The following is a 22,365-nucleotide window of genomic DNA, read 5'->3' as shown; positions in this document are numbered from 1 at the left end:
CGTGCTGACACGACAGTCGGGACAAGTGGTCTCGCTGCTGCGGCCCGGTCGTCCAGTCGGATCGGTTCGGTACGAACGGACTTCAGGCAGGCATGGCGCGAGCCGCGGCCACCCCGTGTCATCGGATCGAGAAGGTGTGGACAGGGCGGCGCGGATCAGCGGCGCGAACCGCCACCACCACCGCCGCCACCACCACCGGTGGCTCCGCCGCCGCTCATGCCGCCGCTTTTGGACCCGCCGGATGAGGCGCCGCCGGACGCACCGCCACCGGAAGTGCCACCGCTCGAGGCACCGCCCGATGAGGCTCCGCTGGAGGCGGATCCGCCGGAGGATGCGCCACCACCGGAGGATGCGCCGGACCCGCCGCTGGATGCACCACCACCCGATGCGCCACCACCGGAAGCGCTACCACCGGAATCACTTCCGCCGGAAGCGCCACCGCTGGATGCACCACCGCCAGAAGCGCCACCACCGGACGCACCACCGCCAGAAGCGCCACCGCCGGACGCACCGCCACCCGAAGCGCCACCGCCGGAGGCACTGCCGCCCGAATCACCGCCGCCAGAAGCGCCACCACCGGACGCCCCACCGCCGGAGGTTCCACCGCCCGAATCGCTCCCACCGGAGGCACCGCCGCCGGAGGCACCGCCGCCCGACGCGCCACCACCGGACGCACTGCCGTCGGCCCCGCTCGACGTCCCGCCACCGGCGCCGCCGCCGGAAGTGTCTGTACCACCGGTCGTTCCGCCGCTGGGGGCGCTACCGCCGGTCGTGCCGCCGGAGGTCGAGCCGCCGTCCGTGGTTCCGCCGGTGCCGCCGGGGGTTTCGGTTCCGCCGGTCGTGCCGCTCGAAGGTGCAGTGCCCGTGCCGGTTCCGCCGGTCGGTGCCGAGGTTCCGGTGTCGGTGGACGGTGTGGTTGTCCCGCCGCCGGGAACCGAGGGGCTGGTGCCGGGTGCGGTCTCGCCGGGCGCGGTCGGTGTGCCCGGGGCGGGGGCCGAGGGGGTGCCCGAGCCGGGGGACGTGATGGGTCCGCCGGACGGGAGGCCGGGCGAACCCGGACCGGTCGGCAGGTCGGAGGGTTGGGTGGGCGTGCCCAGGTGGAAGGGCAGCGGGTTGATGAAACGGGCCGGGTCGCCGTAGGTCGAGAGGGCGAGAGCCGGTGGGCGACAGTCGTCGCGCGCGCCCTGGTTCGCGGTGCCGCCGCGCTCGGTACCGTCGGCGACCTTGCCGCGGCCCGCCGTGGCGGGGGCGACGATCATCTCGTAGGCGCTCTGCGCGATGGCGGCGCCCGCGACGCGGACCCGGCCGGTCAGCGGGTCGACGGCACCGAGCAGTCCGGTGCTCTGCGCGGCGACGAGGTCGGCGCTCATGTCGTAGAGCAGCGCGTCGGCGGGGGCGCCCAGGGCCGGGAACCGGTCGAGCACCGGGGTGAGGCCCGGATCGAACGGGCTGCCGAACACCGTCATCGCCGACATGGCGAGCGCGGAAACGACAGCGGCGCTGGAGAACACGGCGACGTGCGGCGCCGATGGCCCGCCCTGCTGCACCGGCGCGAAGGTCCGGGCCGCCAGCGCGGCGGCGCCTGCGGCGACCACCTGACCGGGATCGGCGACGGTGACCAACGGGACGCCGAGTTCGGCCAGTGTGCGCGCGACCTCCGGCGGTCGCGAGGCGCCACCGACGATCAGGATGCGCGAGAGGTCGGCCAACCGCAGGCCCGCCGCGGCCACACTCTTGCTGACCAAGGGGAAGGTGTCGCGGATGTGTTCGGCCCGCAGCGCGTCGGTGTTCACCATCGAGGTGAGGGTCGGCGTCGCGCGGCCCACCTTGCCCGACCCCGCGTAGCGGGCGACCATCTCCCCCAGCGGCTTGCCGCCGAAGTCCGTGGAGCGCACCGGAGTTCCGACCATCGGGTGGTGCGGCCAGTCCGGGCCGACCCGCAGCACGGTCAGGTCGAGGCTGTTGGCGCCAAGGTCGTAGACAAGCACGAAGCCCGGCGCGAGCGGGCCCTGGTCGGCTTCCAGCCATTCGGCCGCGGCGACCGGTTCCGGCGCGAGCAGCACCTGACCGGCGCCCGCCAGGTGCAGCGCCTGACCGAGCAGCGCGACCTGTTTGTCGGAATACACTGCCGGATAGGTCAGTACGGCACCGGCGGCCGGCTCCGCCAGCTCGATCAGGCCGGTGACGACCGCGGCGATCAGGTTGGTCGCCGAGTAGAAGCGGCCGCCGATCACCATCGGCTCCGGATCGCGGCTCAGATCCGCGAAATCCGTGATCGCCGAGGCGAATTCATTGATGGCTCCGATGCGGGACCGGCCCGCTTCATCGAAGGTGAGTGCGGTACGCCGTGTGCGCACCGTCGGCTTGGTCGGATCGTCGGCCACCATCGCCGAAATCGCATTGACCGTACCGATGCTTAAGCCCAGACCTCTGGTCATGTATTTGCTATCCCGTCAACGCACCGTGACCACGTCCAGCACGCGAGCGCACCATGTGGCCGCGGTCGTCTTCCAAACAGCTCGCACAGATTAACCGGCCCAAAGCCGAATTGCTGCCTGATTGATACGAAACACGTGACCTTTGGCCCTTGTTTGTGGATTCTCGCTGGTTGGCAGGTATACGGACGACCGTCCAGTCCCCTGAACGTTGCCAAAGCTACTGACAGACTCCGAGATACAGCTACCTGCGAGTAATCGAGTTGCGCGCCGGTCGAATACATTCTTGAGGTCTGTTTTGGGCCATCTTCAACCCACTTACCGACCGGTAATCAATTCTTTTGCTGCCTTCCGCAGTATCGAATTCGCCGAATTCAGGTGCCGCATACCGAAGTACCCGCCAAACACTATGACGCGTCAATGCAGCGGCCGATACCCGCCAGCACCGACCTCCAGACCACGGTTGACTCGAGGTACGGAGAGACACCGAGCTGTGCTCCGAAAATGTCAGGGAGAGAAGGGAATACAGATGTCCACTCGTTTCGCCGACCAGGTCGTCCTCATCACCGGCGCCGGTTCCGGCATCGGCAGGGCGGTCGCGCTGCGGGTCGCGGCCGAGGGCGCGGCGGTCGTACTCGGCTCGCGGGGCAAGGATCAGGGCGAGGAGGTCGCCGCGCAGATCAGGGCGACGGGCGGGCGCGCGCGGTTCGTCGCCACCGACGTCACCGTCGACGCCGATGTCGAGCGGCTCACCCAGGCGGCGCTCACCGAATACGGCAGGCTCGACGCGGCATTCAACAACGCGGGCGCGGTCACCGCGTTCGGCGGCGTCGCCGAGATCGACGACGCGGCCTGGCGCGCCGAACTCGACCTGAACCTCACCGGGGTGTTCCACGGGCTCCGGCACCAGGTGCCCGCGATCACCGCCTCCGGCGGCGGCGCGATCCTGAACAACGCCTCCAACCTCGGCGTGGTCGGCATGGCCTCGGTGGCGCCGTACGTGGCGGCCAAGCACGGCGTCGTCGGGCTGACCAGGTCGGTGGCGCTGGAGAGCGCGGCGGCCGGCGTGCGGGTCAACGCGCTGGTCTCCGGCGCGGTCGACACTCCCGCCTTCCGTTCCTCGATGGGCGCGACGCCCGAGGGCGAGGCGGCGATCGCGGCACTGCACCCCATCGGGCGGATCGCCAGGCCCGAGGAGATCGCGGCGCTGTGCGCCTTCCTGCTCAGTGGGGAGGCGTCCTTCGTCACCGGGGCCGCGGTCGCGGTGGACGGCGGTTTCACCGCGCAGTGAAACGCCGAAGGCCCGCCCCGGACGCCGGGGCGGGCCTTCGTGTCTGCGCCGGTCGCGTCAGCCGCGGGCCAGCAGGCGCTTGATCGGGCCCCCGTGGGGAACCGCCGCGCCACCGGCGCGCGCCTGGGGTCGGCGGGCGCGCACCAGTCGGTCGAACTCCCGCGCGTCGCGCGCGGGCGCGCGCAGCTTGCCCGCGTTGAAGTCGGCGGCCAGCTGCTGCACCGTCTCCTGCGCGCAGGACTTGTTGGTGCCGATGAAGCCGGTCGGACCACGCTTGATCCAGCCGGTCACATACGTCCCGGTGACGACCTCGCCACCGGGCGCGCTCAGCACCCGGCCCTGGTCGTTCGGGATGACGCCACGGGCATCGTCGAACGGCAGATCGTTCGTCGGCACCCCTCGGTAGCCGACCGAGGTGAGCACGACACCCGCTTCCAGCAGATCCGTGTCCCCGGTCGCCACCGCACTGGTGCGGCCGTCGGCGTCGGTGACCAGCTCGTTGCGCTCGACCCGCACTCCGGTCACCGTGTCGGTGCCGAGGATCTCCACCGGCGAGGACAGGTAGCGGAACACGATGCGCTTGCGCTCACCGAACGGACGCCGCGCGACGCTGTGCAGCAGCCGCAGCTTCTGCTCGACCTTGTACGGCAGCTCGGGCGTGATCTCGGGCAGCTCGCCGTCGATCGCGATGTCGATGTCGGCGGCCAGCAGGCCGACGAACTCGGGCACCGTGAAGGCCGACTCCGCCGGGCCACGCCGGCCCAGGATCACGACCTCTTCGATCTTGCTCTCGCGCAACGCCTTCAGCGCGTAGGGCGCGATGTCGGTGTCGGCCAGGGTGGCCGGGTCGACGGTCAGGATGCGGGCCACGTCGAGGGCGACGTTGCCGTTGCCGACGATCACGACGCGCTTCTGGTTCAGGTCGAACCGGTCCTCGGCGTGGTCGGGGTGACCGTTGTACCAGGCGACGAAGTCGGTGGCCGACACGTTGCCCGGCAGGCCCTCACCCGGAATGCCCAGCTTGCGGTCCGAGGACGCGCCCACCGCGTAGATCACGCCGTGGAAGTGCTCGAGCAGCTCGGCATGGCTGACATGGGTGCCGATCTCGACGTCGAGGTAGGTCCCGAAGTCCTCCTGCTTCGACATCACGTCGAACAGCTCGGCGACCTGCCGGGTGCGCTTGTGATCGGGCGCGACGCCGAGCCGGGCCAGACCGTAGGCCTGCGGCAGCCGGTCGAACATCGTGACCGCGACGCCGGGCTGGGTCAGCAGCTCGTCGGCGGCGTACATCGCCGACGGGCCCGACCCCACGATGGCGACGCGCAGCGGCGAACGCTGGGTGTCGATCGTGGGCGGCATCACCGGGCGAGCCAACGTCGGCCGGTCTCGCTGCACGCGGTAGAAGTCGGCGTTGATCTCGATGAAGGGCTTCTGCTCTTCGGTCAGCTTCTTCGAGGAGGTGATGGCGTCGACGGGGCACGCGGTGGCGCAGGCGCCACAGTCCACACATGCCGCCGGATCGACGTAGAGCATCTCCGCGGAGAGGAAGTCCGGCTCATCCGGGGTCGGATGAATGCAGTTCACCGGGCATGCGTACACGCACGAGGCGTCACTACAGCATGACTGGGTAACGACGTATGGCATATTGCTATCGTCTCAGGCCGCGTGCTTGGCGGAGCGCTTGGGCTCCGAGCGGTAACGGCTGGACGGGCCGTCGATGCCGAACAGCTTCCACACCTTCTTGGCGATCGGGTTCATCAGCCCGACCTCGTCGGCGAGCGCACGCACGTCGATGAAGTAGTCGGCGAAGACCTGCTTGGACTCCTTGGCGCCGTAGAACAGCTCCTTGCGGACGTCGGCGGGCATGTCGAACTGCTTGAAGAAGGTCTTCGGCGGGGTCGCGATGGCCCGGCCGAGGATGAACATGATCGTGGGCATCGCGATCGACAGCACGAACTTGTTGAACGGCCGCTGGGCGGGCACGTTCTTCTTCAGGAACTCGTGGGCGAAGGAGATGTGGCGAGCTTCCTCGGCCACGTGGATCGCCATCACGCCGCGCATGATCGGGTGGATGTCGTCACCCGAGCGCAGGATGTCCTTCTGGATGTGGTCGATCGGCTCTTCACCGGCCAGCACGGCCATGAAGAACAGGTTCGGCATCAGCGCGCCGACCGGAGCGGCCAGGTGGCGCAGCTGACGCACGAGCGGGTTCATGCCCGGCACGTCAGCGACGCGGTTCACCATCTCCTGGAACATCAGAGTGTGGTTGTGCTCTTCGATCATCTCGTGCGAGCAGTACCGGAACTCCGGGTCGTTGTTCTTCAGGTTGAAGATGTGCTGCATCATGCCGATGATCAGGATGGCCTCGAACTGCAGGCCGACCTTGGCGACATTGGCCTGGCGGACCTTGCCGATCTCGATCTTCTGATCCAGCGGCAGCGCCTGGTACCAGGGGTGACGGCCGATCGGGTCGGCCGAGGTGACCAGAACCCAGCGCTCGGGCTTGTGGTTCGGGTCGAACTCCGGGTTGTCCCAGTCGATGTCCTCGAACGGGTCGAAGTGCCGGTCGACCGACGCCTCCGACAGCATCAGCAACTTCTCGGCGTACGCCTGAGCCTCCGCGACTACGGGATCGACGTCAGGGGTGGTGGGCGCAGACATCGTCGTCACTGCCTCTCCTCAAGGGACGTTTACTGTTTCCAATAGTTACACCTACGAGGAGTCACGTCAACTCCCCACACCTCTCGATTTCGCGTGTTCGGCGCGTCGGAATGCCGTCAGGAAAAGCTACTCACCAGTAAAAATGGTTCTACCTGTGACACTGCGTCATGCACAGTTCGCCGACGGCCAGGGCGCGACCGGGAAAATTCGTGCGCCCGGATTCAGCGATTCGCCGAACGGACCGCCGGTACCGGCTACCCTGCGCGCGCACGACACGCGAGGACCACGCCGTACGCGCCAGCGAACGCCTCGACAACGTCGCCCGGCTCAGGGCACCACGGGGGTGATGTTGGCGTTGTGCCGGAACACGTTGGCCGGGTCCCACGCGGTCTTGACCGAGCGCAGTCGGTGGTACTTGGGGCCGTAGCTTGTCGCGACCTGCTCCTGGCCCGGGTCGGTCAGGAAGTTCACGTAGCCGCCGTCACCGCGGGCGAACGGGCGCAACTCGCCCCAGAACTCCCTGACCCACTCCCGCTCCGCGGCGAAGACGGCCGGGTCGGGGCAGGACGCGGAGATGTTCACCAGCAGGCCGGGGTCACGCGAGCCGCCGAAGGCGGTGTTGCCCTCGGGCACGTCGCAGAACCGGCCGCACAGCGGCATCGACGGCATCACCGACAGCGGCGAGTTCTTGCGGGGATACTGCTCGACCATCACCTCGGCCACCGCCGCGTCGATCCGGTCCAGGTAGAGCGACTTCTCGTAGGCGAAGGTGCCCCACGGGGCGATGTCGTCGAACAGCTGCTGCAGGGCCGCGTAGGGCATCTCGGCGACCAGTTCCCAGGCGGGTGTCGGGGTCAGCGCGCGCAGCGGGGCGACCGCGGCGGCCAGGTCGTCGGGCGAACCGTCGCCCGCGATGCCGATCACGAAGCCGGGTTCGCCCTGCCAGCGTTCGGGCACGAACGGTGCCGGTGGACCGCTGATCGCGTTGATCGTGCCGCAGTGCCGGACGGGCAGGTCCATCAGCACGGCATTGCCCTCGACCAGCGGCCCGACCGCCTCCGACGGCGGCCACCACAGCAGCGCGACCTGCACCAGCGGACCGAACTCGTGCAGCGCGAACTCGAAACTCGTGGTGATCCCGAAATTGCCGCCGCCCCCGCGCAGCGCCCAGAACAGGTCCGGATTCTCCTGCAGCGAGGCCGCGACGACGTGCCCGTCGGCGGTCACCACCTCCGCGGCGACCAGATTGTCGCAGGACATCCCGAACAGCGGGGTCAGCCAGCCGAAGCCACCGCCGAGGGTGAGCCCGCCGATGCCGGTGTCGCTGATGAAACCGCCGGTCACCGCGAGGCCGTGCCGGTTGGCGGTGCCGTCGAGCTCGGCCCAGGTCGCGCCGCCACCGCAGCGGGCGCGCATCCGCACCGGGTCGACCAGCACGCTGTCGAGCTTGCTCAGATCGAGCATCACCGCGCCGTCGGCGACGGCGTGCCCGGCATAGTTGTGACCACCGCCGCGCACCGTGAGATCGGCGCCGCCCGCCCGGATCGCGGCGACCGCCTCGGCCACCTCGGCGGTGTCGGCGGGCCGCACCACCGCGAGCGGACGGCGATCGATGGAGCCGTTCCACACCGCCCGCGCCTCGTCGTAGCCCGCGTCGGTGGGCCCGATGACCTGCGCTCGGATCGAGCGCCGTAACAGATCTACGCTGAACACCCCGGTCGACATGACGTCCACCTCCGGTCCGGGCGCCTCCGCCCAGCAGTGCCGACCCCCAGGTCCCCGACCACGGTCGACGCGACCCGCGCACACCCCTGGCGCGGGCCCCGCCCGGTTCGGTGCGACCGCACCGGATCCCATCGTCTCACCGGGTGGCCCCGGGCAACAGGGGTCGCCGGTCTCAGCTCTGCGGCAGATCCGGGATCCGGGTGGCGCGGGCGTAGACCGTCTCGCCCTCGCTCAGATGCAGCGCGACCGCGTCACCGCGGGTGATCTGCGCGGCGAACTGATCACCGGTGGCCGCGTTGCGCAGCTCGAGCCGCACCTCGAAACCGAGCCGCACGATCCGCTCGACCGTCGCCCTGGTGACGCCGGCGGACTCCGCGGTGCCCTCGTGCTCGGCCAGCGCCATGCTCGGATCGCGCCCGATCCGGATGTCGTGCGGCCGGACCAGGTGACCGTTGAGCCGGGCCACCGCGCCGAGGAACGACATCACGAACTCGTTGGCCGGCCGGTCGTAGACGTCCTCCGGGGACCCGACCTGCTCGATCCGGCCCTTGTTCATCACCGCGATCCGGTCGGCGACGTCGAGCGCCTCTTCCTGGTCGTGGGTGACGAGCACGGTGGTCACGTGGACCTCCTCGTGCAGCCGGCGCAGCCACTGCCGCAGATCGGTGCGGACCTTGGCGTCGAGCGCGCCGAACGGCTCGTCGAGCAGCAGCACCTGCGGGTCGACCGCCAGCGCGCGGGCCAGCGCCATGCGCTGGCGCTGGCCGCCGGAGAGCTGGGCCGGGTACCGATGCTGGAAGCCGTCCAGCCCGACGATGCCGAGCAGCTCGTCGACGCGCTTGTCGATCTCCTTCTTCGGCCGCTTGCGGATGGTGAGGCCGAAGGCGACGTTGTCGCGCACCGTCATGTGCTTGAACGCGGCGTAGTGCTGGAACACGAAGCCGATGTCGCGCTTCTGCGGCGCCACGTGGGTGACGTCGTTGCCCGCGATCCGGACGATGCCCGAGTCCAGCGATTCCAGACCGGCGATCGAGCGCAGCAGCGTCGACTTGCCCGACCCGGACGGGCCGAGCAGCGCGGTCAGCTCGCCGGAGGTGATGTCGATGCTGACATCGTCGAGAGCGGCGAAGGAACCGTAGTTCTTGCGCGCGTTGGTCACGGTGATCATTCGGTGCCCCGCTTGCGTTCGAGGAGAGTCATCAGGAGAAGAACAACCAGCGCCATCGCCATCAGCAGCGTGGCCGCGCTGTAGGCGCCGAAGGTGTTGTGGTCGTTGATATAGCGGCCGTGCACCAGCAGGGTCAGCGTCTGCGACTTGCCGGGCAGCGCGGTGGAGACCATGATCACCGCGCCGAATTCGCCGAGCGCGCGGGCGACGGTGAGGACGACGCCGTAGGTCAGGCCCCAGCGGATGGCGGGCAGGGTGATCCGCCAGAAGGTCTGCCAGCGCGAGGCGCCGAGGGTGGCCGCGGCCTGCTCCTGATCGTCGCCGATCTCGTGCAGCACCGGCTCCACCTCGCGCACCACGAACGGCAGCGTGACGAAGATGGTCGCGATCACCATGCCGGGCAGGCTGAAGATCACCTTGAAACCGAGCGACTCCAGGCCGCCGAACCAGCCGCCCGCACCCCACAGCAGGATCAGCGACACACCGACGACCACCGGCGACACCGCGAACGGCAGGTCGACGATGCCCTGCACCAGGCTGCGCCCGGGGAACTTGCTCCGCACCAGCGCCAGCGCCGTGATCACACCGAACACGACGTTCAGCGGGACGACGATGGCCACGATGATCATCGACAGCTGGAACGCCGAGATCGCCGCCGGCGTGGTGATCGAGTCCAGGAACGCGCCGATGCCGCGCTCGAAGGTGCGCCACAGGATGATCACCAGCGGCAGCACCAGCAGCACGAACAGGTAGCCCAGGGCGACCGTGCGCAGCGAGAGCCGGGTGAACAGCGACAGCTTCATCGGGCCGCCTCTTCCTTGCGTGCGGTGCGCTCGGCGAGCAGCCGCAGGACGAGCAGACTGGCGAAGGAGATGGCCAGCAGCGCCACCGACACCGCGGCGGCGTTGACCGGCCGGTCCACCTCGATCTGCTGCTGGATGTACTGCGAGGTCATCTGCGTCTCACGCGGGATGTTGCCGCCGATCAGCACGACCGAGCCGTACTCGCCGATCGCCCTGGCGAAGGCGAGACCACCGCCGGAGATGATCGCGGGCGCCAGCGTCGGCAGCACGATGCGTCGGAAGGTGATCCAGTTGCTCGCGCCCAGCGAGAGCGCGGCCTGTTCCACTTCCTTGTCGACCTCGATCAGCACCGGCTGCACCGAGCGCACCACGAACGGCAGCGTGACGAACGCCAGCGCCACCACCAGACCGGGCTGGGTGGCGTTGAGGTGGATGTCGATCGGGCTGTTCGGGCCGTAGAGCGAGAGCAGCACGATCGAGGCGACGATCGTCGGCAGCGCGAACGGCAGATCGATGAGCGCGTTGACGATCCCCTTGCCGGGGAACTCGTCGCGCACCAGCACCCAGGCGATCAGGGTGCCCATCACGACGTTGAGCACGGCGACGACCACCGAGACCAACACGGTGATGCGCAGCGAGTCCAGGGCCGCGGGCGCGGTGACCGCGTCCCAGAAGCCGGACCACCCGTCCTCGAACGAGCTGACGGTGAGCGCCGCCAGCGGCAGCAGCACGATGACGCTGAGCCAGAGCACGGCGATGCCGATGCCGACCGGGCCCACCGAACCGGTCACACGCAGCCACGACCAGCGGGGCTTGCGCGGCGCCGGCGCTGATTTCTCCAGTTTCACGGCAACGCCGGGATCGGAGGTTTCCCCGGTCCCGGCGTGCCCACTGCTGTCAGTCACAGTTGTCCAGTATCGCGTGTGTGCTGGATCACGGCCTACTTGGTGGCCTTGTCGTAGATGACCGCGACCTTGCCGGTGCCCTGCGCGAACAGTTCCTTGTCGACGGCCTTCCAGCCACCCAGGTCATCGATGGTCCACAGCTTGGCCGGGGTCGGGAAGTCCTTGGCGAACTCGGCCGCGACCTTCGGGTCGACCGGACGGAAGCCGGCCTGCGCCCACGCCTTCTGGCCCTCCGGGGTGAACAGGAAGTCGCGGAACGCGGTGGCCTTGGGCAGGTTCTTGGAGTTCTTCAGCACCGCGACCGGGTTCTCGATCTTGAAGGTGGTCGGCGGGTTGATGTGCTCGATCGGGTCGCCGTTGCGCTCGGAGAAGATGGCCTCGTTCTCGTAGCTCAGCAGCACGTCACCGGTGCCCTGCAGGAAGGTCTCGGTGGCCTCGCGGCCCGACTTCGGCTGCACCTTGACGTGCTCGGGCGAGATCAGCTGGGCCAGGTAGTCCAGGCCGGCCTGCTGGTTCTTGCCGCCGTCGCTCTTGGCGGCGTACGGGGCGAGCAGGTTCCACTTGGCCGAACCCGAGCTGAACGGGTTCGGGGTGACGACCTCGACACCGGGCTTGATCAGGTCGTCCCAGTCCTTGATGCCCTTGGGGTTGCCCTTGCGGACGACCAGGGTCACGACCGAGCCGAAGGGGATGCCCTTGCTCGCGTCGGCGTTCCAGTTCGACTCCACCAGGCCCGCGTCCACGAGGCGGGTGATGTCGGGCTCGACCGAGAAATTGACGACGTCGGCCTCGGCGCCGTCCTTGACCTTGCGCGACTGGTCGCCGGAGGCGCCGTAGGAGGCCTGGATCTGGACGCCCTTGCCCGCCTCGGTCTTGTTGAACTCGGGCACGACCTTGTCGAAGCCCGGCTTCGGGACGGCGTAGGCGTACAGGTTGAGACTGCCCCCGCTGCCGTCGGCCACGGTGGCGCCGCCGTCGGTCGAGTCGCTGGCGCCGCCGCCGCAGGCGGTCAGCGCGACCGCGGCGACAGCAGTGAGAGCGATGGCGGCGGCGCGGCGGCGCGAGCCGATCCAGGTGTTGCGAGACATCGGGGTGAACCTTTCGGGAAAGGACCTGCGGCGCAACGGCTTTCGCTGCGGCAGGGAACGCTTTGTCGATCGGTAGACCTGTCGTGTGCGGACGACACGACAGTTGGCGCGACTCGGGCCCGCTGGCCCCCGGAGTTACGGACTACGACTGCGAAAGGAAAAGCGCGCGCCAGTCTACTGGGCAGAAACGCGCAGACGAGTCCGGTGGCCGATCATCGACAGAGGATGTCCGCGACCGCGAGGTTGCCGACAGCGATCAACGCCAACTCATGGCGGATCTGCGGGGCGACACTCGACGACACAGGCAGACTGTAGCAGATTGCGACATGATGATTCGAATCGACGAGAGTTCTACTTCGAGGGGGGATTTGATCCTATGACTATGGCTCCAGACCGCGTGCGTGTGCGTTTCCCGGAGATCAGTACCCGCACGTGGGAGCATCCGGCCGACCGGACCGCCCTGGTCGCGCTCCGTGCCCTGAGCGGGTTCGACACCGTGCTGAAGGCACTGTCGAGCCTGCTGCGCGAGCGCCAGCACCGGCTGCTGTACCTCGCGACGGCCGTCCGGGTCGACGACCGTCAGTTCCGCACCCTGCACCAGTTGCGGGCGGATTGTGTCGGCGTGCTCGACGCCGAGTCGACGCCGGAGATGTACGTCCTGCAGGACCCGACGGTGAACGCCTTCACGATCGGGATGGACCGGCCGTTCATCGTGCTGACCACCGGCCTGCTCGACCTGATGGACACCGAGGAGCTGCGCTTCGTCATCGGGCACGAGCTCGGGCACGCGCTGTCCGGGCACGCGGTGTACCGCACGATGCTCATGCACCTGCTGCGGCTGTCCGCTTCGATCGGCTGGATGCCGGGCGGTGGCTGGGCACTGCGGGCGATCGTGGCCGCGCTGATGGAGTGGAGCCGCAAGTCGGAGCTGTCCGGCGACCGCGCCGGGCTGCTGTGCTGCCAGGACGTGGAGGCGTCGGTGCGGGTGCACATGAAGACCGCGGGCGGCACCTGGCTGACGGAGATGAACCACGGCGCGTTCCTCGACCAGGCCGACGACTACCTGCGCTCGGGCGACCTGCGCGACGGCGTGCTCAAGCTGCTGAACCTGGAGCTGCGCTCGCACCCGTTCTCGGTGCTGCGCGCGGCCGAGCTGCGCCGCTGGATCCAGTCCGGCGACTACGACCGGGTGCTCGGCGGCACCTATCCGCGGCGCGCGCACGACCGCAACGCCAGGATCAGCGACGAGGTGAAGGAGGCCGCCCGCAGCTACCGGGAGTCCTTCGACCAGTCCGACGACCTGCTGGTGCGCACGGTGCGCGACCTGGGCCGCGATGTCGGGGCCGCGGTGAGCACCGTCGGTCAGGAGGTCGGCCGGACCGTGTCCGATCTGGGCAAGCGCTTCGACGACTGGCGCCGGAACTAGCGCGTCAGCGGGTGAAGAACCACGCGATGACGACGAGCACGAGCAGGGCAACCAGCGCGAGCTGAACGCGAGAACGAGGCATCAGCGGGCACCGCTGCCGACGGTCGGGCGAACCGGCGCGGCGGCGGTGACCGGCACCGCCGTCGCGGCGACCGGCGTCGGCGGCTCGCTGCGGTCACCACGGCCGAGCAGGCGGAAGATCGCGCGCAGGGCGCGGTCGAGCACGAAGGCGATGGCGAAGCTGATCGGCACCATGCCGATCAGCACGACCAGGAACTGGGGGATGAAGGGCAGCCCGGCTACCCAGAGTTCGAAACCGTCCCACCAACCCGCGATGTTTTGCACGCCGACCAGCCTAGACGGTCACCGTGAACGGGCGAATTCCGTCGCTGTGAGCGGCACGTCGGCACCGAGCGGTGGACGAGCGCGGTGCCGGGCCCTGATGATGGGGTATGGAGTCTCCCAGTGCTGACAGCCTGCCGATTCTGAGCCCGGTCTCCTCCAGCGGCAGCCGCGGCGCCTTCCCGCCGATCGACGACTACGCGTTCCTGTCCGATTGCGAGACCAGCTGTCTGATCGCCAACAGCGGATCGGTCGAGTGGTTGTGCGTGCCGCGTCCCGACTCCCCCAGCGTCTTCGGCGCCATGCTCGACCGCAGCGCCGGGCACTTCCGGATCGGCCCGTACGGCAAGAACGTGCCGGCGGAGCGGCGCTACCTGCCGGGCGGAATGATCCTGGAGACCACCTGGCAGACCGAGACCGGCTGGCTGATCGTGCGCGACGCGCTGGTGCTCGGGCCGTGGCACAACAACATCCAGCGGTCCAAGACCCATCGCCGCACCCCGATGGACTGGGACGCCGAACACATCCTGCTGCGCACGGTCAAGTGCGTGAGCGGCACGGTCGAGCTGGAGATGAGCTGCCAGCCCTCGTTCGACTACCACCAGGGCGGCGCGAAGTGGGAGTACACCGGCAAGGTCTACGAACAGGCGACGGCCCGGCCCTTCCTCGATCCCGATGCCGGGCCCGCGCTGGTGCTCACCACCGATCTGCGCCTCGGGCTCGAGGGCAGGGAGGCCCGCGCCCGCACCCGGATGTCCGAGGGCGACGAGGTGTTCGTCGCGCTCACCTGGTCGGAGCTGCCCGCGCCCGCCACCTTCGCCGAGGCCGCGCAGAAGATGTGGGCGACCGCCGAATGCTGGCGGCGCTGGATCACCCTCGGCGATTTCCCCGACCATCCGTGGCGCGGCTACCTACAGCGCAGCGCCCTGACTCTGAAGGGCCTCACCTACGCGCCGACCGGCGCCCTGCTTGCCGCCGCCACCACCTCCCTCCCGGAAACCCCTGGTGGACAACGCAACTGGGACTACCGCTACACCTGGGTGCGCGACGCCAGCTTCGCCCTGTGGGGTCTGTACACCCTGGGCCTGGACCGGGAGGCCAACGACTTCTTCGCCTTTCTCAACGACGTCACCACCGGTGACAACGGCGACGCGCTCCCGCTGCAGGTGCTCTACGGCATCGGCGGCGAGCGCCGCATCACCGAGTACGAGCTGCCCGATCTGTCCGGCTACGACGGCGCCAGACCGGTCCGCATCGGCAACGCCGCCTACGACCAGGACCAGCACGACATCTGGGGCACCATGCTCGACGCGGTGTACCTGCACGTGAAATCGCGCGGGCAGGTGCCGGAATCGCTGTGGCCGCTGCTGGAACGCACCGTGCACGCGGCCATCGCCAACTGGCGCAAACCCGATCGCGGGATCTGGGAGGTGCGCGGCGAACCGCAGCACTTCACCTCCTCGAAGGTGATGTGCTGGGTGGCGCTCGACCGCGGCGCCCGGCTGGCCCAGCTGCACGGCCAGCACGCCCGCGCGGCCGAATGGTTCGACATCGCCGAGCAGATCAAGGCGGACGTGCTCGAGCACGGCGTGAACCACGAGGGCGTGTTCACCCAGACCTACGGCGGCGACACCCTCGACGCCTCGCTGCTGCTGGTGGTGCTGACCCGCTTCCTGCCGCCCGACGACCATCGCGTGCGCGCGACCGTGCTGTCGATCGCGACCCGGCTCACCGTCAACGGCCTGGTGCTGCGCTACCGCACCGACACCACCGACGACGGGCTCGACGGCGAGGAGGGCACCTTCACCATCTGCTCGTTCTGGCTGGTCTCGGCGCTGGTGGAGATCGGCGAGCTGGAACGGGCCACCCACCTGTGCGAGCGGCTGCTCGGGCTGGCCTCTCCGCTGCGCCTCTACGCCGAAGAGATCGACTCACGCACCGGGCGGCACCTGGGCAACTTCCCACAGGCGTTCACCCACCTGGCGCTGATCAACGCGGTCACCCACGTCATCCGGGCCGAGGATTCGCGCAACGCGGGCCAGTTCCAGCCGGCGCACACGCCGTCGCACCGGTCCTAGCCGTCAGTACGCGAGCCGGTCGGCGCGTTCGCGCAGGCCGGCCACGGTGCGCAGGCCCGCGTCGATCTCGGTGATCCGCAGCTCGCGATGGTCGCCGTAGCGCAGGCCGGTCTCCTCGGCCGCGCGCAGCGCCTCGTCGGCGGTGCGGCCCACCTCGGCGGCGATCTCGGTGTAGTGGTCGCGCAGCACCCGCTGCAGCGTGCGCAGGCGGTTGCGGGATTCCTTGCCCACCTGGAAGATCACGTCGTCGGCGAGCCGGGCGACGGCGACCTTGGCCTCGGCCTGCCTGCGCTGCTTGCGATTGCGGCGGTCGTCCCACAGCGCGTTCACGCCGAGCAGCACGCCCGCACCCGCGGAGTACCAGTTGACCAGCGACATCCCGAGCAGGCTGGTGGCCAGACCGACCATCAGGATGCCGCCGTAGGAGCCGCGCAGGGCCGACAGCGCCTGCTGTCCGACACTGGATTTCGCGCTCTCCAGCGTCTCCAGCGACTGCACCGGCTCGAGCACGTCGCCCGGATTGGTCAGGCGCAGCTCGGGCAGCGGCGGGGTGCGGTTGTCCGGCGGGAACTTCGCGGCGACCTGCTCGGCGAGCTCGACGGCGCGGTAGTGCGCCATCACGAAGTTCTCCTCGACGGCCTCGCAGATCCGCGCGTCCAGCTCGGTCGCGAATTCGGTCCATTTGCGGGCCGGATCGGTGCGCGAGATCTCCGCCTCGGCCTCGCGCACGAGGGTGCGTAGTCGATGCCGCAGATCGTGTTCGATATCGGCGCTCAGCTCGGAGCTACCGTCGACGAGGGTGACCTGCCAGGTCGCGGTGCGCTGACGCAGCTGATCGGCCGCGGTCCTGGCGGCCGCCAGCCGCTGGGTGATCTCGGCCCGGCTGCGCGGGTCGCGCAGCGCGGCGGCCTCGGCGCGCAGGGTGAGGGTGAGTTGATCGGTGACCAGCGCGATATCGCGCACGGCCGCCGCGACCGCGACCGAATCGGCCTGGGCGACAACGTAATCGTGTAGGTGATCGATGAGTTGCGGCACGCCCGACTCGATGTCGCGCTGCTGGTCGCCGTTCTCCTGTGCCTGCCGGTGCATCACCGCCGAGACGGGCGCGACCGCGAAGTTCAGGCCCGCCCCGTCGAGCAGCGCGCGGTTGCGGCGCTGGGTCAGCGACCAGTGCGGGTTGCGGTCGATCTTGGTGAGCACGCAGACCACCGACGAGCACACCTGCTCGACGCGGCGCAGGTAGTCCAGCTGCGCCTCGGTCAGCTCGGCGGCGGCGTCGGCGGCGTAGAGGACCACGTCGGCGGCGGCGATCATCGACCAGGCCGCGCTCTCGTGGGCGGCGGCGCCGGGCGCGTCCATCATCACCAGGCCGTCGGCCAGCAGCGGGCTCGGCTCGGCGAATTCGGCGCGCAGCACGCCGAGGGCGGTCAGCGCGGGTCCGGGGTTGAGCGGGTCGACCGACACGCGTTCGACACGACCGCGCTGCGCCGACTTCACCAGTGTCGCGGCGGGGTTGGGCCCGTACTCGACGATCACCGGAACGCTCGGCTTGCCGTCGGTGGCGCTGACCGGCGTGCCGACCATGCTGTTGACCAGCGTGCTCATGCCCGCCTGTGGTTCACCGACCACGACCAGGCGCACCCGGGGATCGCTGAGCCTGGCGCGCACCATGCCGAGTCTGGCGTCGAGGTCGTCACGACCGCCCGTGCGGACCAGTTCCCGCAGTTCGTCGACCAGGGAAACGACCGGAGCCATCACATCCGGATGCTTCACCGTCGCGGCCTGCAGTCCGGCAGCGGCTGACAACCTGTTCCTCACTCTCGTTGCATGAGTCCGTCCGAGACGCTGGGAGCAGACGTCGTCGTGTCAGACGACGAAGTCATACCCATGATGCTCGACGGGAAACGCGGCGGCCAGGTGATCTGCGCCGCCCACCCCGGAGTCGAACAGTCCGGCCGACACGCCATGGTAGCCGTCATCGGTGTAGCTGATGTCGGCGGCGATCGGCTTGGTGTCGATGACCGGCGGTTTCACCGGAACCTGGGTCGGCTGCACGGTGACCACCGGCGGCGGGGTGACCACGGTCGGCGGATCGATGTCGACGGTCGGCTGCTTGGTCGGCATCGTCGGCTGGTGGGTCGGCGCGGTCGGCTGCTGGGTGGGCACGGTCGCGGTCGGGTGCGACCCGGTCGGGTCGGGCACGTCGACGGTCGGGGTGCTGGGTGCGGTCGAGGGCACCGTGGCGCCGCCCGTGGTGCCCGGCTTGGTGATGACGACGTCATCGTCCGGAACCGTCGGCTTGGTGGGGCCGGTCGCGCCGGTCGGCGGCACGGTGACCGGCGCCTTGGTGGGCTCCGGCAGCTGCGCGGTCGGCTTGGGCAGATCCGGCAGCTTCACCGTGGTGGGGGTGTCGATGTCGACGGTCGGCTGCTTGGACGGCACGGTCACCGGGACGGTGGTCGGGGTGTGGCCGCCGGTGACGTCCGGCACGACCACCGGCTTGGTCGGCGTGGTCGGCGCGAACAGCGCGGGCACCGCGGCGGCGGGCGCGGTCAGCGGCGAGGTGGCGGCGCCCGCCCCACCGAAGACGTTGGCGATCGGCGTCGACGCGGCGTCGGGCTGGATGGTCGTCTGCAGCGGCGTGCTGACCACCGGATTGGTGGCCACCGGCGCGGGCGCGGCGGGCGCGACCGGCGCCGGGGCGGGCGCGATCGGCGCGGGCGCCACGGGAGCCGGGGCGGGGGTCTGCGCGAGTGGCGCGGCAGGCGCGGGCGCGGGTGCCGGAGCGGCGGCCGCGGGCCCGGTGGTGCCGGGCAGGCCGACACCGGAGGACGAGGATCCCGGCAGGCTCGGCCCGGTCGGCGAGGTCAGGCTGCCGCCGGTGCCACCGGCGGTCGTGTCGCCGGGCACCTTGATGCCGTCGCCGAGCCACTTGCCGTAGTCGTCGAGCTGGTCCCCGACCTGGCCGACCTGGGCGGTGACCTTCATCTGGGAGGTGAACCACACACCGTCCAGGCCCGCGTGCGCGTCGATCTGCCATTCGGTGTTCACCATCGCGCCGAAGCCGTCGAACATGTCACCGATGCCGTCGAACAGCCCGTCGCCGGGCTGGCCCGCACCGGGCGTGCTCGCACCGGGCAGACCGCCGGGCGAACCGGGCAGGCCGATCCCGTCGTAGCCGGGAATGCCGAGGCCGTGGCCGGGCAGGCCGTCGAACCCGGGGAGGCCGATCCCCTGACCGGGCAGGCCGAAGGCGGGCGTCTCCGGGAGGCCGAACGGGTTGTCGGTGTCGGCGCCGCCGAGACCGAGGCCGGGCCCGGCGGGCGTCTGCGCGTAGCCCGGGATGCCGTAGCCGGTGGAGTGACTGCTGTCGGAGCCGGGGATCCGCAGCTCCCGCTCGTCGTCGGCGCCGGGAATCTGTGGGCGCCACTCGGATTCGGTGGCGCGCGCGACCATGGTGACGTCGGCCGGAGCGGGCGCGTGCGGGGCGAACGGCGCGTGCGGCGCCTGATGCGGCGCGGGCACGTCCGACAGATCGGGGAAGGTCACGACCGGGCTCGGCGCGTCCGGGCTCGGGTCGGAGTGGTACTGCGAGGACCACCCGGCGACCCGGCTGTCGGCGTTGCTGGTGCCCGGCGTCGTGTCGGGGCCGGTGCCGTTCGCGGCGACCAGGGCACCACCGGTGACGTACGCGCCGGCGCGCGCTACCCGCGCGACACCGTTGGCGACCCGGTAGGCCGTGTCGGTCCCCTCCGCGCGCGCAGCATCGTCATCGAAAGGCAGATCACGCGTCATCAATGCTCCAACACTCGCATCACTGTCGGCCCCCCACCACGAACGAGGCGAAGTGAAGATCATCCAACACTACTACCGGAGGCCGAACTGTCGTTTCGTCCAGAACGGTTGGTACCACCTTATGGCGAGCAACAGATTTCGGCGACCCGGTGGAATCAGGGGGTTCACGATCCCAAGAGAACTCTAACGATTGCTCAACGGACCCTGAAGATCGGCTGCTTAGCGTCGGTTTCGCCGGTCGAGCCGATCGGCGAAACCCGTTCGGAGGAGTCCCGCCCATGACCGTATTCACCGCCCGCCGCCGGGCCCGTGCCGCCGCCCTGGTCGGCGGCCTCGCGCTGCTGACCGGCACGATCGCCGGTGTCGCCGGCGCCGCGTCCGCCGATCCCGCCGTGACCAGGGAGATCGGGCCCGAACGAACGCTGATCATCTGTTCGCCGGACGCGTCGGGCGCGCCCGCCCTGCCCCTGCCGCCGGAAGGCGCGCGCGTGCACATCGAGCGCTTCGACGGCGAGCCGGCGCGCCCGCTGCCGGTCCTGCCCGCGCTGCCGGGTGAACCGGCCGTCGACGTACCAGGGAACTGCCAGGACGTCGACCCGGGCGACGCGCCGGGCGGGGTCATCGTGGTCCGCCCGCCGCACGTACGCTGACCAGGGGAAACAGTGGATCGCACTAGGGTGAGCGGATGACCGGACAGCAGATCTTGGTCGTCGACGACGAGCTCAGGGTGCTGGCGTCGCTGCGGCGCGGCCTCGAGCTCTCGGGCTTCGACGTCGTCACGGCCGGTGACGGCGCCGCGGCGCTCGCCCTGGTGCGTTCCGCCACCCCCGACGCCATGGTGCTCGATGTGAACATGCCCGAGCTCGACGGCGTCGGCGTGGTGACCGCCCTGCGCGCGATGGGCAACGACATCCCCATCTGTGTGCTCAGCGCCCGCAGCGCCGTGAGCGACCGGATCGCGGCCCTCGAACGCGGTGCCGACGACTACCTCACCAAGCCGTTCGACCTCGGCGAGCTGATCGCCCGGCTGCGTGCCCTGCTGCGGCGCAGCGCGGCAACCGCTGCGCCGCAGGGCAAGACGGTGCGGGTGGGGCAGGTGGAGATCGATCCGGCCGGGCACCGGGTACACGCGGGCGGACGACAGGTCGACCTCACCAAACGCGAGTTCGAGCTGCTGGCCATGCTCGCCGAGAACGCCGGCATCGTGCTCGGGCGCGAGCAGATCCTGTCCGCCGTCTGGGGGTACGACTTCGCCACCGACACCAATGTGGTCGACGTGTTCGTCTCGTATCTGCGGCGCAAGCTCGAGGCCGACGGCGTCGACCGGGTCGTGCACACGGTGCGCGGCGTCGGATTCGTCCTGCGCGAGCGCCCGTGAGGACCGGGTCGTGGTCCCTGCGGACCCGGGTGGCCCTGGTGTCGGCCGTGGTCGCCGCGCTGGTGGCGATCACCCTCGGGCTCACCTACGCGGCGCTGCTGAAGGTGGCTGGCACCCGGCAGCTCGATCAGACGGTCTCGACGATGAATGTCCAAGTGGTGCAGCGCATCGACGGCGTACCCGCCCTGCCGATCCCGCTTCCGGCCGAGACGATGCCGTTCCCCGACGCTCCCGAACCACCGACGGTGGTGGCGCCGGGCAGCCCGTCCGACACCGCGCTGGCCAAGGTCAAGGGCGCGCCCGGCCTGCTGGTCCGGCTCGATCCCGACCGGGAGCTGGTCGACGCCGCGATCACCCGCAGCCAGCTGATCGGCCTCGGCATCGGGGTCGGCGGGGTGCTGGTGGCGGCCGGATTGGGTTGGGTGCTGGCCGGTTTCGCCGCGCGCCCGCTGCGCAGGCTGGCCACCGCGACCCACGAGATCGACACCCTCGACGAGCTGCCGCCGCTGTCCGGCCGCGGCGCCAGGGAGGCCGAGGAACTCTCCGACGCCATCACCCGGATGCTGGCGCGCCTGGAGACCGCGCACGGCGAGACCAGGCAGGCACTGGCAGGCGCCCGCGATTTCGCCGCGGTCTGCGCGCACGAACTGCGCACCCCGCTCACCGCGATGCGCACCGATCTCCAGGTCCTGGCCGGGGACGACCTGCCTGCCGAGCAGCGCGGCGCGGTCCTGGCCGACGTGCTGGCCGCCGAACGCCAGATCGAGCGCACCCTCACCGATCTGGAGCGCCTCGCCGTCGGCGAGCTCACCGACGCGGGCGCCTTCGAACCATTCGACCTGTGCGAGACCCTCGATCGCGCGGTCCAGAACGCCCGGCGCGCGCAGCCCGGGGTCGACATCACGCTGACCGCGTGCGACCCGGTCCCGATGACCGGCCTGCCCGGCGGGATCCTGCTGATCGTCACCAACGCCGTCACCAACGCGGTCCTGCACGGACACGCCACCGAGATCGCGGTCGCGGCCCGTTCGAGCGCGGACGGGATCGAGATCACCGTCGACGACAACGGCACCGGGATCCCGGAACACCTGTCCCCCACCGCCTTCGACCGCTTCGCCAAACGACCGGGCTCCCCCGGTTCCGGCCTGGGCCTGGCCCTGGTCCGTCAGCAGGCCGAATTGCACGGCGGCACCGCCGAACTCGCCGAAAGCCCGCTCGGCGGGACACGCCTGCTGGTGCGCGTCACCGCCGAGCCAGGGTAGGAACGGGA

At 70.1% G+C, this 22,365-nt stretch carries 18 protein-coding genes; 6 read left to right on the top strand and 12 right to left on the bottom strand.

Annotated features, from left to right (window positions below):
- Window positions 1-155: 155 nt before the first annotated feature.
- Window positions 156-2,438: an Hsp70 family protein gene (locus AB0L91_RS30060; RefSeq protein WP_365015768.1), complete on the bottom strand. Its 2,283-nt coding sequence runs from the start codon at window positions 2,436-2,438 to the stop codon at window positions 156-158.
- Window positions 2,439-2,964: 526 nt separating this feature from the next.
- On the opposite strand from AB0L91_RS30060, the gene AB0L91_RS30055 reads away from it, so the two are divergent.
- Window positions 2,965-3,726: an SDR family oxidoreductase gene (locus AB0L91_RS30055; RefSeq protein WP_365015766.1), complete on the top strand. Its 762-nt coding sequence runs from the start codon at window positions 2,965-2,967 to the stop codon at window positions 3,724-3,726.
- Between the two features lie 57 nt (window positions 3,727-3,783).
- Here the strand turns inward: AB0L91_RS30055 and AB0L91_RS30050 are convergent, their stop codons facing one another.
- The 8 genes from AB0L91_RS30050 to AB0L91_RS30015 form a co-directional block, all read right to left on the bottom strand.
- Window positions 3,784-5,370, bottom strand: coding sequence for an FAD-dependent oxidoreductase (locus AB0L91_RS30050; RefSeq protein ID WP_365015764.1), 1,587 nt, complete (start codon window positions 5,368-5,370; stop codon window positions 3,784-3,786).
- Window positions 5,371-5,382: 12 nt separating this feature from the next.
- On the bottom strand, window positions 5,383-6,387 hold the full coding sequence (locus AB0L91_RS30045) for a diiron oxygenase (RefSeq protein ID WP_355279256.1): 1,005 nt from the start codon (window positions 6,385-6,387) through the stop codon (window positions 5,383-5,385).
- Between the two features lie 327 nt (window positions 6,388-6,714).
- Complete coding sequence (locus AB0L91_RS30040; protein WP_365015763.1) at window positions 6,715-8,112, bottom strand: FAD-binding oxidoreductase; 1,398 nt, start codon at window positions 8,110-8,112, stop codon at window positions 6,715-6,717.
- Between the two features lie 172 nt (window positions 8,113-8,284).
- On the bottom strand, window positions 8,285-9,280 hold the full coding sequence (locus tag AB0L91_RS30035) for a TOBE-like domain-containing protein (protein WP_355278652.1): 996 nt from the start codon (window positions 9,278-9,280) through the stop codon (window positions 8,285-8,287).
- A complete protein-coding gene (gene cysW / locus AB0L91_RS30030) occupies window positions 9,277-10,083 on the bottom strand; it encodes a sulfate ABC transporter permease subunit CysW (RefSeq protein WP_355278650.1) in 807 nt (268 codons plus the stop codon). The genes AB0L91_RS30035 and cysW overlap by 4 nt, the downstream gene beginning before the upstream one ends.
- Window positions 10,080-10,931 carry a sulfate ABC transporter permease subunit CysT gene (gene cysT, locus AB0L91_RS30025; protein ID WP_355279253.1) on the bottom strand — a complete coding sequence of 284 codons (852 nt, stop codon included), beginning with the start codon at window positions 10,929-10,931 and terminating at the stop codon, window positions 10,080-10,082. The genes cysW and cysT overlap by 4 nt, the downstream gene beginning before the upstream one ends.
- 92 nt (window positions 10,932-11,023) lie before the next feature.
- Window positions 11,024-12,076, bottom strand: coding sequence for a sulfate ABC transporter substrate-binding protein (locus AB0L91_RS30020; RefSeq protein WP_355278647.1), 1,053 nt, complete (start codon window positions 12,074-12,076; stop codon window positions 11,024-11,026).
- Window positions 12,077-12,288: 212 nt separating this feature from the next.
- The gene (locus AB0L91_RS30015) at window positions 12,289-12,378 is read right to left on the bottom strand and encodes an Ms4533A family Cys-rich leader peptide (protein WP_019045829.1); all 90 of its coding nucleotides are present in this window, start codon (window positions 12,376-12,378) and stop codon (window positions 12,289-12,291) included.
- Window positions 12,379-12,452: 74 nt separating this feature from the next.
- Between AB0L91_RS30015 and AB0L91_RS30010 the strand changes: the two genes are divergently transcribed.
- Window positions 12,453-13,502 carry a M48 family metallopeptidase gene (locus AB0L91_RS30010; RefSeq protein WP_357348002.1) on the top strand — a complete coding sequence of 350 codons (1,050 nt, stop codon included), beginning with the start codon at window positions 12,453-12,455 and terminating at the stop codon, window positions 13,500-13,502.
- Window positions 13,503-13,583: 81 nt separating this feature from the next.
- Here the strand turns inward: AB0L91_RS30010 and AB0L91_RS30005 are convergent, their stop codons facing one another.
- Window positions 13,584-13,847: a hypothetical protein gene (locus AB0L91_RS30005; protein WP_365015761.1), complete on the bottom strand. Its 264-nt coding sequence runs from the start codon at window positions 13,845-13,847 to the stop codon at window positions 13,584-13,586.
- Between the two features lie 107 nt (window positions 13,848-13,954).
- Between AB0L91_RS30005 and AB0L91_RS30000 the strand changes: the two genes are divergently transcribed.
- Window positions 13,955-15,922 (top strand): glycoside hydrolase family 15 protein, encoded by a 1,968-nt coding sequence (locus AB0L91_RS30000; RefSeq protein WP_357348006.1) that lies wholly within the window; start codon window positions 13,955-13,957, stop codon window positions 15,920-15,922.
- A gap of 3 nt (window positions 15,923-15,925) precedes the next feature.
- On the opposite strand, the gene AB0L91_RS29995 is transcribed toward AB0L91_RS30000, so the two are convergent.
- Together AB0L91_RS29995 and AB0L91_RS29990 are read right to left on the bottom strand one after the other, a co-directional pair.
- Complete coding sequence (locus AB0L91_RS29995; RefSeq protein ID WP_365015759.1) at window positions 15,926-17,728, bottom strand: hypothetical protein; 1,803 nt, start codon at window positions 17,726-17,728, stop codon at window positions 15,926-15,928.
- Window positions 17,729-17,788: 60 nt separating this feature from the next.
- On the bottom strand, window positions 17,789-19,717 hold the full coding sequence (locus AB0L91_RS29990; protein ID WP_365015757.1) for a hypothetical protein: 1,929 nt from the start codon (window positions 19,715-19,717) through the stop codon (window positions 17,789-17,791).
- A gap of 278 nt (window positions 19,718-19,995) precedes the next feature.
- Here AB0L91_RS29990 and AB0L91_RS29985 point away from each other — a divergent pair, with 278 nt between their 5' ends.
- Genes AB0L91_RS29985 through AB0L91_RS29975 form a run of 3 tightly spaced genes read left to right on the top strand, consistent with a single transcriptional unit; the run spans window position 19,996 to window position 22,357 of the window.
- Window positions 19,996-20,367 carry a hypothetical protein gene (locus tag AB0L91_RS29985; protein WP_365015756.1) on the top strand — a complete coding sequence of 124 codons (372 nt, stop codon included), beginning with the start codon at window positions 19,996-19,998 and terminating at the stop codon, window positions 20,365-20,367.
- A 35-nt stretch (window positions 20,368-20,402) separates the two neighbouring features.
- Complete coding sequence (locus AB0L91_RS29980; RefSeq protein ID WP_365015754.1) at window positions 20,403-21,095, top strand: response regulator transcription factor; 693 nt, start codon at window positions 20,403-20,405, stop codon at window positions 21,093-21,095.
- On the top strand, window positions 21,092-22,357 hold the full coding sequence (locus AB0L91_RS29975; RefSeq protein ID WP_365015752.1) for a HAMP domain-containing sensor histidine kinase: 1,266 nt from the start codon (window positions 21,092-21,094) through the stop codon (window positions 22,355-22,357). Before AB0L91_RS29980 ends, AB0L91_RS29975 begins: the two co-directional genes overlap by 4 nt.
- The last annotated feature ends 8 nt before the right edge of the window (window positions 22,358-22,365 follow it).

Origin of the sequence: Nocardia sp. NPDC051833, assembly GCF_040681225.1 — a bacterium.
GTDB lineage: Bacteria > Actinomycetota > Actinomycetes > Mycobacteriales > Mycobacteriaceae > Nocardia.
This window is presented reverse-complemented; position numbering and strand designations above follow the sequence as displayed.

Excerpts from the sequence above, each read along its gene's own strand:
- cysW (WP_355278650.1), bottom strand. The coding sequence starts at position 10,083 with ATGAAGCTGTCGCTGTTCACCCGGCTCTCGCTGCGCACGGTCGCCCTG.
- AB0L91_RS29980 (WP_365015754.1), top strand. The coding sequence starts at position 20,403 with ATGACCGGACAGCAGATCTTGGTCGTCGACGACGAGCTCAGGGTGCTG.
- AB0L91_RS29985 (WP_365015756.1), top strand. The coding sequence starts at position 19,996 with ATGACCGTATTCACCGCCCGCCGCCGGGCCCGTGCCGCCGCCCTGGTC.
- AB0L91_RS29990 (WP_365015757.1), bottom strand. The coding sequence starts at position 19,717 with ATGACGCGTGATCTGCCTTTCGATGACGATGCTGCGCGCGCGGAGGGG.
- AB0L91_RS30055 (WP_365015766.1), top strand. The coding sequence starts at position 2,965 with ATGTCCACTCGTTTCGCCGACCAGGTCGTCCTCATCACCGGCGCCGGT.
- AB0L91_RS30000 (WP_357348006.1), top strand. The coding sequence starts at position 13,955 with ATGGAGTCTCCCAGTGCTGACAGCCTGCCGATTCTGAGCCCGGTCTCC.
- AB0L91_RS30040 (WP_365015763.1), bottom strand. The coding sequence starts at position 8,112 with ATGTCGACCGGGGTGTTCAGCGTAGATCTGTTACGGCGCTCGATCCGA.
- AB0L91_RS30035 (WP_355278652.1), bottom strand. The coding sequence starts at position 9,280 with ATGATCACCGTGACCAACGCGCGCAAGAACTACGGTTCCTTCGCCGCT.
- AB0L91_RS30010 (WP_357348002.1), top strand. The coding sequence starts at position 12,453 with ATGACTATGGCTCCAGACCGCGTGCGTGTGCGTTTCCCGGAGATCAGT.
- AB0L91_RS30020 (WP_355278647.1), bottom strand. The coding sequence starts at position 12,076 with ATGTCTCGCAACACCTGGATCGGCTCGCGCCGCCGCGCCGCCGCCATC.
- AB0L91_RS30060 (WP_365015768.1), bottom strand. The coding sequence starts at position 2,438 with ATGACCAGAGGTCTGGGCTTAAGCATCGGTACGGTCAATGCGATTTCG.
- AB0L91_RS30045 (WP_355279256.1), bottom strand. The coding sequence starts at position 6,387 with ATGTCTGCGCCCACCACCCCTGACGTCGATCCCGTAGTCGCGGAGGCT.
- AB0L91_RS30050 (WP_365015764.1), bottom strand. The coding sequence starts at position 5,370 with ATGCCATACGTCGTTACCCAGTCATGCTGTAGTGACGCCTCGTGCGTG.